The sequence below is a fragment of the Bacillus sp. FSL M7-1020 genome (genome assembly GCF_038050415.1).
GTDB lineage: Bacteria > Bacillota > Bacilli > Bacillales > Bacillaceae_G > Bacillus_A > Bacillus_A toyonensis.
On record NZ_JBBOTW010000001.1, the window covers coordinates 1507519 to 1523415 of the forward strand.

15 protein-coding genes are annotated in these 15897 nt (G+C 35.3%); 12 read left to right on the forward strand and 3 right to left on the reverse strand.

Features of this window, described 5'->3' with window-relative positions; all coding sequences use genetic code 11:
• Positions 1 to 4 precede the first annotated feature (4 nt).
• Positions 5 to 1630 (forward strand): YndJ family protein, encoded by a 1626-nt coding sequence (locus MHB70_RS07860; protein ID WP_061530110.1) that lies wholly within the window; start codon positions 5 to 7, stop codon positions 1628 to 1630.
• A gap of 28 nt (positions 1631 to 1658) precedes the next feature.
• Here the strand turns inward: MHB70_RS07860 and MHB70_RS07865 are convergent, their stop codons facing one another.
• Complete coding sequence (locus MHB70_RS07865; RefSeq protein ID WP_001139831.1) at positions 1659 to 2144, reverse strand: 8-oxo-dGTP diphosphatase; 486 nt, start codon at positions 2142 to 2144, stop codon at positions 1659 to 1661.
• Positions 2145 to 2283: 139 nt separating this feature from the next.
• Between MHB70_RS07865 and MHB70_RS07870 the strand changes: the two genes are divergently transcribed.
• Complete coding sequence (locus tag MHB70_RS07870; protein WP_001161182.1) at positions 2284 to 3546, forward strand: MFS transporter; 1263 nt, start codon at positions 2284 to 2286, stop codon at positions 3544 to 3546.
• A 34-nt stretch (positions 3547 to 3580) separates the two neighbouring features.
• Positions 3581 to 3871, forward strand: coding sequence for a hypothetical protein (locus tag MHB70_RS07875; protein WP_061530109.1), 291 nt, complete (start codon positions 3581 to 3583; stop codon positions 3869 to 3871).
• Positions 3872 to 3879: 8 nt separating this feature from the next.
• On the opposite strand, the gene MHB70_RS07880 is transcribed toward MHB70_RS07875, so the two are convergent.
• Positions 3880 to 4344 (reverse strand): hypothetical protein, encoded by a 465-nt coding sequence (locus MHB70_RS07880; protein ID WP_000823176.1) that lies wholly within the window; start codon positions 4342 to 4344, stop codon positions 3880 to 3882.
• Between the two features lie 284 nt (positions 4345 to 4628).
• On the opposite strand from MHB70_RS07880, the gene MHB70_RS07885 reads away from it, so the two are divergent.
• The 4 genes from MHB70_RS07885 (at position 4629) to MHB70_RS07900 (ending at position 9385) form a co-directional block, all read left to right on the forward strand.
• On the forward strand, positions 4629 to 5441 hold the full coding sequence (locus MHB70_RS07885; RefSeq protein WP_061530108.1) for a polyphosphate kinase 2 family protein: 813 nt from the start codon (positions 4629 to 4631) through the stop codon (positions 5439 to 5441).
• A gap of 138 nt (positions 5442 to 5579) precedes the next feature.
• Positions 5580 to 6119: a PadR family transcriptional regulator gene (locus MHB70_RS07890; RefSeq protein WP_000678343.1), complete on the forward strand. Its 540-nt coding sequence runs from the start codon at positions 5580 to 5582 to the stop codon at positions 6117 to 6119.
• 35 nt (positions 6120 to 6154) lie between these two features.
• Entirely contained in the window at positions 6155 to 7903 is a 1749-nt protein-coding gene (locus tag MHB70_RS07895) for an MFS transporter (RefSeq protein ID WP_000438121.1), read from the forward strand.
• Between the two features lie 207 nt (positions 7904 to 8110).
• On the forward strand, positions 8111 to 9385 hold the full coding sequence (locus MHB70_RS07900) for an MFS transporter (protein ID WP_000965835.1): 1275 nt from the start codon (positions 8111 to 8113) through the stop codon (positions 9383 to 9385).
• 46 nt (positions 9386 to 9431) lie between these two features.
• Here the strand turns inward: MHB70_RS07900 and MHB70_RS07905 are convergent, their stop codons facing one another.
• Positions 9432 to 10415: a ketoacyl-ACP synthase III gene (locus tag MHB70_RS07905; protein WP_001086330.1), complete on the reverse strand. Its 984-nt coding sequence runs from the start codon at positions 10413 to 10415 to the stop codon at positions 9432 to 9434.
• Positions 10416 to 10595: 180 nt separating this feature from the next.
• Here MHB70_RS07905 and MHB70_RS07910 point away from each other — a divergent pair, with 180 nt between their 5' ends.
• The 5 genes from MHB70_RS07910 to MHB70_RS07930 all read left to right on the forward strand — a co-directional run bounded on the left by MHB70_RS07910 (position 10596) and on the right by MHB70_RS07930 (position 15830).
• Positions 10596 to 11150, forward strand: coding sequence for a hypothetical protein (locus tag MHB70_RS07910; RefSeq protein WP_000821918.1), 555 nt, complete (start codon positions 10596 to 10598; stop codon positions 11148 to 11150).
• Between the two features lie 483 nt (positions 11151 to 11633).
• Positions 11634 to 12893 carry a GTPase HflX gene (gene hflX, locus MHB70_RS07915; protein ID WP_000391889.1) on the forward strand — a complete coding sequence of 420 codons (1260 nt, stop codon included), beginning with the start codon at positions 11634 to 11636 and terminating at the stop codon, positions 12891 to 12893.
• 207 nt (positions 12894 to 13100) lie between these two features.
• A complete protein-coding gene (locus MHB70_RS07920) occupies positions 13101 to 14312 on the forward strand; it encodes an MFS transporter (protein WP_061530107.1) in 1212 nt (403 codons plus the stop codon).
• A 10-nt stretch (positions 14313 to 14322) separates the two neighbouring features.
• Positions 14323 to 15240 (forward strand): cysteine synthase A, encoded by a 918-nt coding sequence (gene cysK, locus MHB70_RS07925; RefSeq protein ID WP_000762271.1) that lies wholly within the window; start codon positions 14323 to 14325, stop codon positions 15238 to 15240.
• A 77-nt stretch (positions 15241 to 15317) separates the two neighbouring features.
• On the forward strand, positions 15318 to 15830 hold the full coding sequence (locus MHB70_RS07930; RefSeq protein ID WP_000771309.1) for a GNAT family N-acetyltransferase: 513 nt from the start codon (positions 15318 to 15320) through the stop codon (positions 15828 to 15830).
• The last annotated feature ends 67 nt before the right edge of the window (positions 15831 to 15897 follow it).

Here is a 15897-nt window from a genome sequence, read left to right on the forward strand (position 1 = left end):
CGATATGAAAAATATAATATTTGGGCTTGCTTGTTATGTTGTTTTTCTAATATGTGAGTGGTCGAATATAAATCCTGTTGAAGCAATTATATTATTATCTGTTTTATTATTTATACCGATGTCTTTTTGTATTATTGATAAAAGAACAAGAAATGGATCGTATTTATTATTTTATAAATTCGTATCGTTTTTATATCCAATCGCAGCAATTTGCGCAATGCTAGCTTTCGTCACAAATCACTATTTATTTGCGCTAGTTTGGTTTGTATATACAGGAATTGTTGCGTTATTTGGTGTAAGTAGATTGCTAGAAAGAGGATGGAAGCCGTTAGAGGAGACCGTCATAGATAGTGCGTTTATTTATTTGTTTTTAGGTGGTTTTTGGTTTTTTGCTTCAGTAGCAAAACTTTCAATTATGCATTTTAGCTCTGACATTGTTTTACTCACAGCTGCACATTTTCATTATTCGGCGTTTTTATTGCCATTATCAGCTGGTTTAATAGGGAGAAAAAGAGAAAAGAGAAGTAAAGTGTATGATGCTATTATGTTTATCATCATGATTTCACCTATGACAGTTGCAATAGGAATTACATATTTGAGGATATTTGAATTTTTTGCAGTTGTGATATATTTATGTGCTATTTATGGATATGGTATTTACGTTTGGAAAGCGAAATTTAATGCTATTCGTGCAAAGGTTCTCTTAATCATTTCGTCTAGTACGCTCATGGTTACAATTATGTTCTCACTCATATATTCATACGGAAATTTAAAACAAGTACTGACGATTACAATTGCTCAAATGGTTTGGATTCACGGTGTGGTAAATGGTATTGGAGTAGCATTACCAGCATTTGTAGGTTGGATGATTGAAAAGAGTGCTCCAAATTATAAGTACTATGGGAAACCAATGAGTAGATTAAGAGGAAGCGTGAGAATTGGTGGGACATTTTTACAGAATGGAAATTTAGTAGATAGTAAGGAATACAACGGTTTAGTTGATAAAATAAATGATTTTCATAGTAAGTCATTTGACGTGACGAAGGTTCCTTTAAGTATAATTCGTTTTTATGAAAATACAGCAGCGTATGAGTTACAATCGAATATTAAATGGGCTCGTTGGTTCCGTCCATTTGCATTTTGTTATACGAAAATGAGTAAACGAGTAGGACAAATACATTTAGGGATGGGCGATAAGTGGGAAACAATGTATGGTTCTATCATAGGTGTAAATGATGAGAAAGATGGGAGAGAGAATGTAAGGGCTTGGCTAAGGGAAAATGAAGCAGGAGAGTCTATTTTTTTGGCTCTGTATTCAAAACATACGCATAAGAACGAGACATATATGAATATTGCATTGCCTTTACCTTATTCGAATATGACAGGTATTTTAAAAGTATGTAATGATAGCAATGATTTAATCATTACTAGTAAGTTGAGAGAAAATAGTAAGGGAGATGAGGGGATTTATTTACATACTGGTTTCTTTACAATCCGTTTACCGTTAACAGAGATTTTTATCATTAAAGAGGGAAAGGGTCACATGCTAACTGCTCACCATAAAATGTGGATATTCGGAGTTAAGTTTTTAGAAATTGATTATGAGATTAAGAAAATAGAGGTGAAGTAAGAAAAGCTTGGAAGGATTCCAAGCTTTTTTACGTATGGGTAATTGTCATAGCGACTTGTTTATCTAAGTCTCGGTCCCAAACACGTTGAATTTCAAACGTACCTTTTTCAAAAAATAAAGGGAATCTTTCTTTAAACCAATCTTGCATAGGAAGATTGAGTGCTGTATCGATTGGCACCCATACTAATTCACCCTCAGGAGGATTAATAAGAAGCTCGCCTTCAAATGAGTCGGTCCAATAGTTGAATACCATATATCGAACATGCCCCTTAGGATTTACATATTCGTCTACCCCTTTAAAAGTTAAATTAGAAACGTGTAGTCCAGTTTCTTCTTTTACTTCTCGTATAGCAGCTTGGACGATACTTTCTGGAAAATCTACTTTTCCGCCAGGAGCTATATAGCCAGGAAAGCCTCGATGATTGGGACGTTTTAAAAGTAAAATTTCATTGTTACGCTGGATCATACACATTGTATAGATCTGGTGCTCGATGTTAGGTGAATTGGAAGGCATGACCATATTTTCTCCCTTGTATTTTTTTGATAATTTTACCATAAATATAGTAGTTTCATATTATAATTTAAAATAGAATATTAATATTTTTCAGATGTTTATTATAGAGTTTATAGTTAAGTGAAAAGAGGTGAGGAAAATGCAGGGAGAAATACAAACCAAAAAAGGTTTAGGATATGTCGGAAAATTACTGTTGCCAGTCAAAGTATCACGGCATTTTAAGTTTTTGTGGATTGGACAATTGCTTTCAACTTTAGGGAGTTCTATAACAATGGTTATTTTGCCAGTCGTTGTTTACTCACTAACTGGTTCAACAGTTGTAATGGGGATGACTATGGCAATGTATATGCTACCTAATATTCTTGCTTTACCGTTTGCAGGGTTAGTTGTAGATCGAATTGATCGAGTAAAATTAATGTTATTTACGGATATAATCCGCTGTATAGTAATGCTATTACTTGCATCACTTATATTTACGGATTTGTTAACGATTAGGCTGTTATATGTCCTCGTTGCCGTATATGGACTTATGGAAGGGATATTTCAGCCAGCATATTCTGCTGTGAGGGCGAAAGTATTCGTACCTGAAATTCGCAATGCAGCTAATGCATTAACGCAAATGAGTAATCAAGGCATACGGTTAATTGGACCAGCACTTGGTGGATTAATCGTTTCAGTTGCATCTGCTGGGATAGGATTTGGATTAGATGCAGCAACGTACTTATTATCATTTTTATGTTTATTATTTTTAAAAGAAATTAAGTTTAAAAAAATAAAATCGATTGAAAAGAGTAAGGTCGATTATAAAAAGGAGTTTATGGAGGGTGTTTTAGTTTTAAAAAGTCATCCGTGGCTTTGGATTACAATCTTCGTTTTTTCTTTCGTAAATATTTGTTATGCCGGCATTATCGTCGTATTAATTCCATGGTTATTTAATATTCATCATCATTTTGAAGCTTACGTTTACGGACTGGGAATGGCATCTTCTGGTGGCGGTGCTGTAATTGCCGCATTAATATTTGGTGGGAAAGAGCGGTGGCACAAGAGAGGGTTACTGGCCTATGGAGGTGTTTTAATTAGCGGCTTCGCTCTATTAGTTATGCCTTTTATTTCTTGGGCGCCTGCTTTAATATTCTTAATGGCAATTGAAGGATTCGGTATGATGATATTTGGACTCATTTGGGAAACGAGTTTACAAGAGCTCGTACCGGAAGAAGCTTTCGGAAGAGTAGCAAGCCTTGATATGTTAGGTTCTTTTGCTTTATTGCCATTAGGATATGTAGTTGTTGGTTGGTTAGCGAATGTAATAGGCGGAGAGGTAACTATATTAATGCTAGCATTATTCGTAATCTTTACAATTGTAATAGCGCTATCTGTCCCAAGTATTCGTAAGTTTGATTAAAAATTTGGATGAATAATGAAAGGAGTTATCTTATATGGTTGTAGATTGCTTCAACGAATTTTTAGAATCGGAACTACAAGGCGAATATGTTGTAAAAGAACAGGTATTTAATACGAAGAATTTTACTGTATATATTGTGACTCCTGTTGATAATAAAATAGAGTATGAACGGTTCATATTATTGAAGCATCTTTCTAATGAAGAGCCTTCTGTACATATATGGGAAACATGTATTTGCAAGAAAGCAACGAAAATGGCAATTGCAAAAGAAGTGACAGAAGCAATCCAATCGGATTTCATAAAAAAAAGACTAAGCCATACTTAAAATAAGGCTTAGTCTTCATTAAATACAAATGTTTGTTTCATTTTTTTACCCTCATTTACCGGATGACCATTGTAAGAGAAATTCTTTTCTTCCCAAGTAATAACGACTTTAAAATTATGGCTATTAAAATCTAATGGAAATACCATGTAGTCAAAGCTTGTATGACTTTTTGAAATGTTTTCATCAGATGTAGTAGGTGTAAAGGTAGCTTTAGATGTAGGCGTGTTATCAAGTATTTCTACAGATACATTTGAAACATCAGTACCGATATTTTTTACGAGTAAACTATACGTATCATATACACCTTGTTTTGACCGGATTATTTGTTCGTTTGAGTTATGAGATTTATCAATTTCGATATACCATTGTTTAGACTTTAACACAATTGGTAGCGATTGAAATGTGTAAGCGCTAGCTTGCATTGGTAGTACTACACAAATAAGCACAAAGAGAGAGAATATTTTTCGTTTCATTTTTGAGAACTCCCATTCTGTAACGGATTTATTTGTTATTATCTTCTCTTTATAAGAGGATATACCATTTAATGTAAGGGTGATTGTTAAGAATTATTACATTTGATCCATATGCTAATACACATCATGAAAGCTGTGAGCAATAGAAAAGGGAATATCGAGGTAGATGTAAAGTTAGAGTGAAAAACTGTGTAGAGATTCTCCTGCACAGTTTTTTGTAATATGAAAAATTTACCAAAAATATGTTAAAATAATATTATCATACAACAAGGGGGATTTGTTTTATGGGAAATGGGCATCTTGCTAAAGTAGATTTAACGAAAAAAATTGAATCAAAATCTAAGTACAATAAGAAACTCGAAAAATATCAAAGGCGCTTATTAGCATTACAGCAAATTTTAAAAGAAGAAAAAATCGCGGTTATGCTCGTTATGGAAGGTTGGGATGCGGCAGGTAAAGGTGGAGCGATTAAAAGAGTGACGGAGCATCTTGATCCACGTGGTTTTCAAGTAACTCCAATTGGAGCACCTGCACCTCATGAAAAACGTTACCATTATTTGCAACGTTTCTGGCGGAAACTTCCTCAGTATGGGCAAATTACTATTTTTGATCGCTCATGGTACGGTCGTGTGTTAGTTGAGCGTGTGGAAGGATTTGCTACAAAGGAAGAGTGGATGAGAGCATATGATGAGATTAATGATTTTGAAAAACTACTAACAGATGACCATTACATAATAGGGAAGTTCTTCTACCATATAAGTAAAGAGGAGCAGTTAAAGAGGTTTAAAGATAGAGAGAAAAATCCTTTGAAAAGATGGAAAATTACAGACGAAGATTGGCGTAATCGTGAAAAATGGGATGAGTATGTTGAAGCAATGGAAGACATGTTTGAAAAAACAAGTAAGCCAAATGCGAAGTGGCAAATTATCGCGAGTAATGATAAATTATATGCACGTTTGAAAACATTGAAAGTGATTATTTCATTAATTGAGGATTATTTCTTAGAGCATGGTATAGAATTACCTTCTTATTATTATGAAATGAAAGAAGGTAAGGCAGAGGACTTTGAAAATAATCAAGATGTAGTTGTAAAATAGCCTAAAGTTTGAATGTGAGATATAGGATGGTTTTTCATTTAGAAACATTTTACAATTAACAAAAAAAGGTATATGATCAATAATCATATTAACAATGTTAATATGATTATTGATTATATACTGTATGGGGGTTTTAGTTTGAAGGGAAGAGATGTTGTTTTAGGTTTATTAATGGGAAAAGAAATGTCTGGTTATGATATTAAAATTGTGTTCGAAGATGTATTTACGCATTTTTTTGATGGGAGTTTTGGAATGATTTATCCAACGTTACGACAACTAGAGAATGAGGGGAAAATAAAAAAAGAAGTTGTAATGCAAGAAGGAAAACCGAACAAGAAAATGTACTTTATTACAGATGAAGGACGTGAAGAGTTTTATCAATACATGCAAACGGACGTAGAGAAAGATGTGTTGCGTTCAGATTTTTTAATGAGGATGTATTTCGGAAATTATAGCGATGATAAGGCGATAAAAAAATGGATTGAAGACGAAATTAAACGAAAAGAAGCATATATTGCGGATCTTCGATTGAAATATGAAAAGTGGAGAGTAGGTATTACTTTCGTTGAAGAAATTTCGCTCGATGTAGGTATTGCTTCGTATAGTGCGCAAGTGGAGACGTTAAAGAGAAAATTAGAACAGTTAGAGGCAAAGGGAAATAATAAAACAGAAGAATGAAAAAAAGTTCACAATAAATAAAGGGGTAGATAAACATGGAGCAATCAAAGGGTATTAAGATTGTCTTTTTAATGTGTCTAGGTATTTTTCTTTGTATGATTGATACGACAATTATGAATATAGCTTTACCGGCCATACAATCGAGTGTAAATACTTCATTAGAAAAGATGTCTTGGGTATTAAATGTCTATACAATGACGATTGCAGTACTCGCCATTCCGCTAGGACGGATAGCTGATATTTTTGGGAAAGCAAAGATGTATATTCTTGGTCTGGTGATTTTTGGTGGTGGATCAGTACTTTGCGCTTTTGCTAATACAGGCGATTTTCTCATTTTTTCTCGTTTAATACAAAGTATTGGGGCAGCAATTTTATTTCCAACGAGTATGGTAATAGGTGTATCAGCTATGCCATTAGCAAAGAGACATGTTGCACTTGCGATTTTAGGAGTTACACAAGGATTATCAGCTGCTATGGGACCAGTAATAGGTGGAATTATTACGCAAAATTTAGGATGGAGATGGGTGTTCTTCGTTAATGTTCCGGTTTGTATAATAGGAATCGTGTTATGTTGCATCATGCTACAAATAAAAAATGAAGAACGTATTATCTCAAAAATAGATTGGATAGGACTACTATTAAGTAGCACAGCAATTTTTTCATTTACTCTCATATTAGTAAAAGGTAATACATGGGGATGGCAAAGTAATATTGCTTTGTCTTGTTATGCAATTAGCACTATTTCTCTTATTCTATTTGTTTTAGTAGAACGAAAGATTCATAACCCAATGGTGAATTTAAAGTTATTTCAAGATCGAATGTTTGTCGGAGCGTCTATCGTTGTTATATTAAGTAATTTATTTTTAATTGGAGTTACTGTATTGCTTCCAACGTTCTTGACGAAACTACAAGGTAGAACGGAAATTGAAGCGGCTTTTTTAGTGACACCTATTTCAGCAATGATATTTTTTGTCTCACCAGTTGCAGCAACTTTAATTAAAAAACTCGGAAAAGTAACTATTATTTTGTCAGGATTTCTTGTTATGGGGCTTTCCTACTATTGGTTGCAAATGATTGATGTTGATTCAACAAATATAGAAATTATTATTCCGTGTATGATATTAGGTGTTGGATATGGTTTAGTAGTGGGGCCAATTACAGTTTTAAGTGCGTCTTCCTTTGAAGGAGAATTATTAACTGCTTCTCAAAGTGTTGTATCAATGTTACGACAAGTTGGAATTGTATTGGCGGTCGCAATATTTGTCTCTAACTTAACTCACAATTTAACTGTAAATAAAGAAAATGTATATCGTTATGCAGAAGAAAAGGTGCGTAATATTCATGTGAATAGTGCTGAGCAAACTGAAATTTTACAAATGACTAAAGAAAAAATACAGAATCAAAGTTTAGAGTCAAATATAAATAAGAAACAAAATGCAATGATAATGGGATTAAGTAAAGAGAAAAAGGAAGAATTGATTCGCGACAAGACGGATGAAATATTAAGAGAAGTTCCAGTAGAATATAGAGATGTAAAAAGAGAAGAAGTTATGAGGCAAGTGACAAAAGAAGTTGAAAAACAAGAAGAAAGTATAAAGAAAGAGGTACTCACATTTTCGAATGATGTGAATCATTATGCCAAGAATCAGATGGCTATGAGTTTTACAGATTTATATACAGCAAGTGTGCCAATTATTTTAATTTGTGCTTTCGTAAGTTTGTTGTTTTGGGAAGGGAAAGCTTTGAGTAAAAAGAGAAGGGGAAGATTAGTGGAAGAAGCGTAAAGAAAAACAGGCTATAGCAGCCTGTTTTTTCATTGTTTTCTCCTTGTATATTGTGAATAGCAGTATTTTTAATGTAGCATGGGATAAGTCGAGTATGATTAGAAAGTTTTTTAGAATGAAAGGAACGAATCGAAATTGCCATTGAATATGCAACGTTAAACATAGTACATTAACAAGAGGGCTTAACTTTAAAAGGAGGATGGGGAATTGCTATATAAGGCAGGGGCTTTAATAGATAATCATGTGTACACAGAAGAAGAGCAACAAAAATTATACAAACGAACGTTAATAATCGTCAGCATTTCACAAATGTTTGGCGGTGCAGGACTAGCTGCTGGTATTACAGTGGGAGCACTTCTTGCGCAGCAAATGCTTGGAACAGATGCATTTGCAGGATTACCGACTGCTATGTTTACATTGGGATCGGCATTAGCAGCCTTCATAGTAGGGAAGCTTTCGCAACGATATGGACGCCGGATAGGTCTTGCAACAGGGTTTATAGTAGGTGGATTTGGAGCAATTGGTGTTGTAATGGCAGCTTTAACAAATAGCATTATTCTTTTACTTATTTCTTTACTCATATATGGTGCAGGTACAGCGACGAATCTACAAGCTCGTTATGCTGGTACCGATTTAGCAGATAAGAGACAACGAGCAACTGCTATTAGTATTACGATGGTTATGACGACTTTCGGTGCAGTTGCAGGACCGAACTTAGTAGGCGTAATGGGAGATTTTGCCCATTCAATCGGAATTCCTAACCTTGCAGGTCCGTTTATATTATCAGCAGCGGCATTTATACTGGCGGGTCTTGTCCTTTTTATTATGCTTCGTCCAGATCCATTAATTATTGCTAACATAATAGAAACATATAAACGAGAACATACATATAAAGGGCAACCAGTAACAGAAGAAGTGAAAGAAAACAAACGAGGTATTACAGTTGGAGCAATCGTTATGATACTTACTCAAATAGTGATGGTTGCGATTATGACGATGACGCCAGTTCATATGGGGCATCATGGTCATGGTTTAAGTGCAGTAGGGCTTGTAATTGGTTTTCATGTAGGTGCAATGTATCTTCCGTCTCTCGTTACAGGAATGTTAATTGATAAAATCGGACGAACTACGATGAGTATAGCTGGTGGAATAATTTTATTAGCGGCGGGTGTCATAGCTGCGATGGCGCCGAGTGATTCTTTACTATTATTAATTGTTGCTCTGTCTTTACTTGGGTTAGGTTGGAACCTCGGTTTAATAAGTGGCACAGCTCAAATTGTTGATGCAACTATACCTTCTACACGTGCAAAAACACAAGGCAAAATAGATGTATTTGTTGCGTTAGCTGGGGCTTCTGGTGGAGCGATGTCAGGTATGATAGTAGCGAATTCCAGTTATGCCGCATTATCATTAGCGGGAGGAGTGCTAGCATTATTGCTTATTCCTATTGTGATATGGTCTCGAAAAGGGGCGAGAAATTAAATGAGAAAGAGGTTCTAGTTACTAATTAGAACCTCTTTTTCAATACTTAACTTAAATCCCACTCCACAATAAGCCCTAAATGCGTAAGTCCACCGCCAAATCCGTATAGCAAAAGTGTATCTCCGTTATTTAATCTTCCTTTTTTTCTAGCTAAATCTAAAGCGAGTGGAATAGAGACGGAAGATGTATTCCCCATATCTTCCACACTCGTTAATGTTTTTTGAATAGATATTTTTGATTTTTCGCAAATAGATTCAATCATTCTTAAGTTAGCACTATGTGGTATGAACCAGTCTATATCATCTATTTGCAAATTTGCAGTATGTAATAGTTCTTTTATGCCGTATGGTACTGTTCGTACAGCCCATTTATATACTTCTCTTCCGTTTTGAACGATTTTTTCATTTGTTTGTAGTGGTGTGCCATTCATAGTAGTAGATAAGTTTGTTCTGTATAGATGAATACCACCGTCACCGTTTGTTCCCATGTGAGCAGCAATAAAGCTTGGTTTGTTTTCATCTCTTTCTAATAAAATAGCTCCAGCGCCATCACCGAACAAAATACAGGTCGTTCTATCGGTGTAATCAGTAACTTTAGATAATGTCTCTGTCGCTATGACGAGTACTTTTTGATGTGATCCAGAAGTGATTAAGCTATTACCGACATGCAGTCCGTATGTGAAACCAGCGCAAGTCGCATTTAAATCAAAAGCTAGTGTATGAGGTATGTTGAAGTATTGTTGTATTTGGCAAGCGACACTAGGAAAAACATAGTCAGCAGTAGTTGTAGCAACGATGATACAGTCAATATCTTCTAAGTTTTTCTTATATGTTGTACACAAATTTTCGACTGCTTTAATGGCTAAGTGTGAGGAGTATTCGTCTTCGTTAGCAATTCTTCTTTCTTTCATGCCTGTTCTTTGCACAATCCATTCATCATTCGTATGGACCATTTTTTCTAAATCGTTATTAGACAATATTTGATTTGGAACATAAGTACCAATTGCGGTAATACGAGATTTAGAATTCATAGGGACATCTCCTAACTTATTTTTATAACCTGATACTAATATCAGGTTATAAAAATGTCAATAAAGACTTTTATTGTATGGAAACGATACCGTTTAATTTACTCTAGAGGAATTTGACGAGTAGCGTAAAAATAATATACGAGAAGCTTTTGAAATTGATAATGAAGGGAGTGGGGCTCCTTGAAAAGAATTTTGCGCATGTTGCCTGTTGTCATTATTTGTAGCTTTATTCTTATTATTTTTCCAGAGAAATCTCATGCCTGTGATTGTATTAATGTAACAGCAGAAGATGCATTTCAAAAAAATGATGTAGTGTTTGAGGGGAAAGTAATTGAGATTGGAAGGAAAGAAGGGATTGGGATTGAAGTATTATTTGAAGTGAAGAAAATATGGAAAGGGACAACTTCTTCGCAAATTATCGTATATACAAATGGTGGTGATTGTGTGTTTCACTTTGTAGAGGGAGGAGAGTACTTAGTGTTTTCTTCTCAAAGGGGATCAGAAAAACAATTACACACACATAGTTGTAGTGGAACGAAGAGATTGGATGAGGCAGGGGTGGACAAAGCGGCTTTAAGTCATATTGCAAAAGAGTCTGTTCCGACGAAGAAAGTGAATTTAAAAGGTGGAATGGTGAGTGGTTTCAGTTGGTGGCAAGTTGCTATCATATCCATAGGTCTGCTATTGATCATTGCTGTTGTTAGTTTTTTTGTGAGAAGAACACGCAAAAAATGACGATTAAAGTAAAAATATAAAGATTTTCTTTCTGTTTCTATAGGGGGGTTAACCTTGTGAAAGCGAATTACTTATGCTACACTTTATATAACTTAAAATGAACGGAGGGGCTTCCTTTGATCTTAATCAGATTACGTCTCAATACTTTGTGCCGATAATTGAATAGCGCTCAAAGGCTCTGTCTGTGTACAGAGTGAACGGGATTGGTCTGCCTATTTTAAAGGAACCCTTTATTAAGCTTATATGTGAAAAAGAGGGAGGGACGAATACGCCCTCTTTTTGTTTTGCCTTTAAAATTAGATTGGGATCGTATAGGTGAACACTTGTTGTGGATTCGTATATGATCTTGAGACTTATTGACTATGAGATAGGATGAAAGTATAACTTTCTTCTATTTCTTTGGTGAACCCTTATCCGTTTACGAAAACACAGGCAGCGACCTGTGTTTTTTATTTTACGTAATCGAAATGGAGGAATAAATATATGGAAGAATTATTACAAAGAGCAGTTTTAGTTGGAGTGAATTTAGGAAATGAAGATGATTTTATATATTCTATGGAAGAGTTAACGAATCTTGCAGAAGCTTGTGATGTAGAGGTAATCGGGCAAGTGACGCAAAATTTACAACGAGTAAATCCATCACATTATATTGGAAAAGGAAAGATTGAAGAAGTAGCAGCCTATGTAAATGAAGTAGATGCGAATATGGTAATCTTTAATGACGAATTATCTCCTTCACAAATTCGAAATTTAGAGGAAGATTTAGACTGTAAAGTTATTGATCGTACCATTTTAATTTTAGATATTTTTGCGCAACGTGCGAAAACGAAAGAAGCGCAGCTGCAAGTAGAAGTAGCGCATCTTCAGTATATGATGCCTCGTTTAATCGGTCTTCGTGAATCATTAGGAAGACAGAGCGGCGGCGTTGGTACGAAAAATAAAGGTGTCGGTGAGAAGAAATTAGAGTTAGATCGTCGTAAAATTGAAGAGCAAATTTCAGTTTTAAATAAAGATTTAGAAGCGCTTGTTGCTCAGCGTCAAACGCAGCGAAAGCAACGTAAGAAAAATGAAGTACCAGTTGTAGCATTAGTAGGCTATACGAACGCAGGAAAATCAACGACGATGAATGCAATGCTGGAAATTTATAATGGTACGGAAGAAAAACAAGTATTTGAAAAAGATATGTTATTCGCGACATTAGAAACATCTGTACGAAATATTGATTTACCAGATAATAAATCATTTTTATTAACGGATACGGTTGGATTTGTAAGTAAATTACCACATCATCTTGTGAAAGCGTTCCGTTCAACGTTAGAAGAAGTAGCAGAAGCAGACTTACTTATTCACGTTGTAGATTACGCAAATCCAAATTATGAACAATTAATTGATATTACAAATGAAACGTTAAAGAAAATTGGAGTAGAAAATATTCCAACGATATATGCATATAACAAATCAGATATGATAGATGTTGAAATTCCAAAAGTACAAGAAGACCGCGTGTATTTATCTGCGAAGAAGCATGTTGGAATTGAAGAGCTTGTAGAAATGATTCGCTCGTATATTTATAAAGAGTATACGAAGTGTGAAATGTTAATTCCATATGACCAAGGACAGGTAGTTTCGTATTTCAACAATCATGCGCACGTTTTATCTACGAGTTATGAGAACGAAGGTACAAAAATTGAACTAGAATGTAAGACGAGTGATTACGAAAAGTATAAGCGTTTTGCGATTTAATTTGAGAGGCAACCCAGTATGTGATTGGGTTGCCTTTTTCTGTAATGTTTTACCGCTGAAAGTTACAAGGATGCAAGCCAATGACGGAAGTTAAGTTATATTTCTGGAAAAAGAAATGAAAGCAGTATAGAATGGAAATGTTTCAAAAGTCAGAATTTATTACACCTACTTTAATAAATGCTTTGTACAGAAAGGGGAGATTCACATATGCAGGCAGTTTCACAAAAAAAAACTGTAGAAACACTGACAATATACCGAATATTATTTGCGATTAGCTTCGGACATTTTTTAAATGATTCGATGCAAGCAGTTGTGCCGGCGTTGTTTCCTATTTTGGAAAAAACGATGAATTTATCCTATATGCAAGTAGGGTGGATTGCGTTTGCGTTAAATATGACGTCATCGATTATGCAACCGGTGTTTGGTATGTATTCAGATAAGAAGCCGTCACCATTTTTATTACCACTCGGCATGTTTTCGAGTATGCTTGGAATGATTGGACTCGCGTTTGCACCAAACTTTATTATTGTTATTATTTCTGTTTTATTTATTGGCTTAGGTTCTGCAGTCTTTCATCCAGAAGGCGCTCGTGTTGCGTATATGGCGGCAGGTGCAAAACGAGGGTTAGCGCAAGCGATTTATCAAGTTGGGGGAAACACGGGGAATTCCTTAGCTCCCATTTTTACAGCGCTAATTTTCGTTCCGCTTGGTCAAATTGGTTCTTTAGGTTTTACAGCATTTGCAGCAGTAGGAATTATATTATTAATTTTCGTATCGAATTGGTACAAAAATGAATTAGCAACCGGCGCTGTAAGAAGGAAGAAGAGAGCTGCACTTGAGGCGGAAAATGCAATTGTAAGTACACACATTAAATTCGTTATTATACTTCTTGTTTTTCTTACTTTTGTGCGCTCTTGGTACGGTGCCGGTATCGGGAATTTCTATCAATTTTACTTAATTGAGCATTATGATTTATCTATAAAAAATGCCCAGTATTTCGTATTCGCATTTATGATTGCTGGTGTGTTAGGAACTTTCTTCGGAGGACCGTTAGCAGATCGATTTGGTAAGAAAAACATCATCGTATTTTCAATGTTAGGTTCAGCGCCACTTGCACTGTTATTACCACATGTCTCACTTGTGTGGGTCGTACCTTTATTTTTATGTATCGGTTTTATTAGTTCAAGTAGTTTTAGTGTAATTGTTGTATACGCGCAAGAGCTTGTTCCGGGAAAAGTAGGGATGGTATCAGGTCTAATTGTAGGTCTTGCGTTCGGCCTTGGTGCTCTAGGTGCTGTAGTACTAGGAAAGTTAGCTGATATATATAGCCTTCAGTTCATTATGATATTATGTAGTTGTTTACCGTTAATTGGACTTACTTCATGGTTATTACCAAGTGATAAGAAAACGATAGAATAGGGGATGTACTATGAAATTATGTGAAAACGTAACAGAATTAATAGGAGATACACCTGTCGTCCGATTATCTAAATTTATTCCGGAAGACGCAGCGGATGTGTATGTGAAACTAGAAATGTTTAACCCATCACGTAGTGTGAAAGACCGTGCTGCTTATAATTTACTTCATGTTGCAGAAGAAAATGGTCTCATTAAACCAGGGGATACAATTATTGAACCGACAAGTGGGAATACAGGAATTGGTTTAGCGATGAACGCAGCTGCTAAAGGGTATAAAGCGATTTTAATTATGCCAGACAATATGTCAAAAGAGCGTATTAATTTATTGAAAGCATACGGGGCAGAAGTAGTTTTAACACCAGCAGAACAAAGAATGCCAGGAGCAATTGCGAAGGCGTTAGAACTGCAAAAACAAATACCGAATAGTTTTATCCCGCAACAATTTGAAAATCCAGCTAATCCGAATATTCACCGTTATACGACTGCACTTGAAATTTACGAACAAATGGATGGAGAGCTTGATGCTTTTGTTGCAACGGCAGGAACAGGCGGAACGATTACAGGGACTGGTGAAACGTTAAAAGAGAAATTACCAAACTTATATATTGCAGTAGTGGAACCGAAAGGATCTCCCGTTTTATCAGGTGGTGTACCAGGTCCTCATAAACTAGTAGGAACAAGCCCAGGATTTATTCCGAAAAACTTAAATACAGAAGTGTATAACGAAATTATTCAAATTGCAGACGAAGAGGCTTTAACGACAATGAGAAACTTAGCTAGACAAGAAGGCTTATTAGTAGGGCCGTCTTCAGGAGCTTCTGTGTACGCAGCAATTATGATAGCGAAGCGCCTAGGCGCTGGTAAAAAAGTTTTATGTATTGCACCTGATACTGGTGAACGTTATTTGAGTATGGGGTTATTTGAATAAAAATGATAGAAACCCCTTAATGGTGAAATAGAGCTATTAAGGGGTTTGTTTTAGGGGATTAAGAGGGGGAAAGCACGATGAAACTATTAAAACCAACGCATAAATATAGTGAACAAATTATAGAGTATCGGGAGGCTTTTTTACATGCAGGAGAACAACCACACGGTAGTAGCTCTTTACAAAATTTTGATTCCCTAGCTGAATGGTTTGAAAAAGTGAGTATACAAGAAGTAGGAGAAAACTTACAAGCGAATCGAGTGCCATCTAGTCAGTTTTTAAGTTTTGAAAAAGGGGAACTTATAGGTTTTGTGAATATTAGACATAGATTAAATCCAGAATTATTAAGGGAAAGCGGTCATATTGGATATAGTGTCCATCCGAATAAACGTCGCCACGGTTACGCTACGAAACAACTAAAGCTTGCATTAACTGAAGCGCAAAAATTAGGATTGCAGAAAGTATTAATAACTTGCGATAAATCCAATATCGGTTCTGCTAAAACGATTCAAAAGGTTGGCGGTGTGTTAGAAAATGAGGTAGTTTCTTCTCGTACTGGTGAAGTTGTTCAGCGTTATTGGGTAGAAATTTGATTAAGTGTGAATTTGAAAAGGTAATATAATATGCAATATCGAAATAGATAAATGAAGAGTAAGGGGA

Excerpts from the sequence above, each read along its gene's own strand:
- MHB70_RS07860 (WP_061530110.1), top strand. The coding sequence starts at position 5 with ATGAAAAATATAATATTTGGGCTTGCTTGTTATGTTGTTTTTCTAATA.
- MHB70_RS07865 (WP_001139831.1), bottom strand. The coding sequence starts at position 2,144 with ATGCCTTCCAATTCACCTAACATCGAGCACCAGATCTATACAATGTGT.
- MHB70_RS07870 (WP_001161182.1), top strand. The coding sequence starts at position 2,284 with ATGCAGGGAGAAATACAAACCAAAAAAGGTTTAGGATATGTCGGAAAA.
- MHB70_RS07875 (WP_061530109.1), top strand. The coding sequence starts at position 3,581 with ATGGTTGTAGATTGCTTCAACGAATTTTTAGAATCGGAACTACAAGGC.
- MHB70_RS07880 (WP_000823176.1), bottom strand. The coding sequence starts at position 4,344 with ATGAAACGAAAAATATTCTCTCTCTTTGTGCTTATTTGTGTAGTACTA.
- MHB70_RS07885 (WP_061530108.1), top strand. The coding sequence starts at position 4,629 with ATGGGAAATGGGCATCTTGCTAAAGTAGATTTAACGAAAAAAATTGAA.
- MHB70_RS07895 (WP_000438121.1), top strand. The coding sequence starts at position 6,155 with ATGGAGCAATCAAAGGGTATTAAGATTGTCTTTTTAATGTGTCTAGGT.
- MHB70_RS07905 (WP_001086330.1), bottom strand. The coding sequence starts at position 10,415 with ATGAATTCTAAATCTCGTATTACCGCAATTGGTACTTATGTTCCAAAT.
- hflX (WP_000391889.1), top strand. The coding sequence starts at position 11,634 with ATGGAAGAATTATTACAAAGAGCAGTTTTAGTTGGAGTGAATTTAGGA.
- MHB70_RS07920 (WP_061530107.1), top strand. The coding sequence starts at position 13,101 with ATGCAGGCAGTTTCACAAAAAAAAACTGTAGAAACACTGACAATATAC.
- cysK (WP_000762271.1), top strand. The coding sequence starts at position 14,323 with ATGAAATTATGTGAAAACGTAACAGAATTAATAGGAGATACACCTGTC.
- MHB70_RS07930 (WP_000771309.1), top strand. The coding sequence starts at position 15,318 with ATGAAACTATTAAAACCAACGCATAAATATAGTGAACAAATTATAGAG.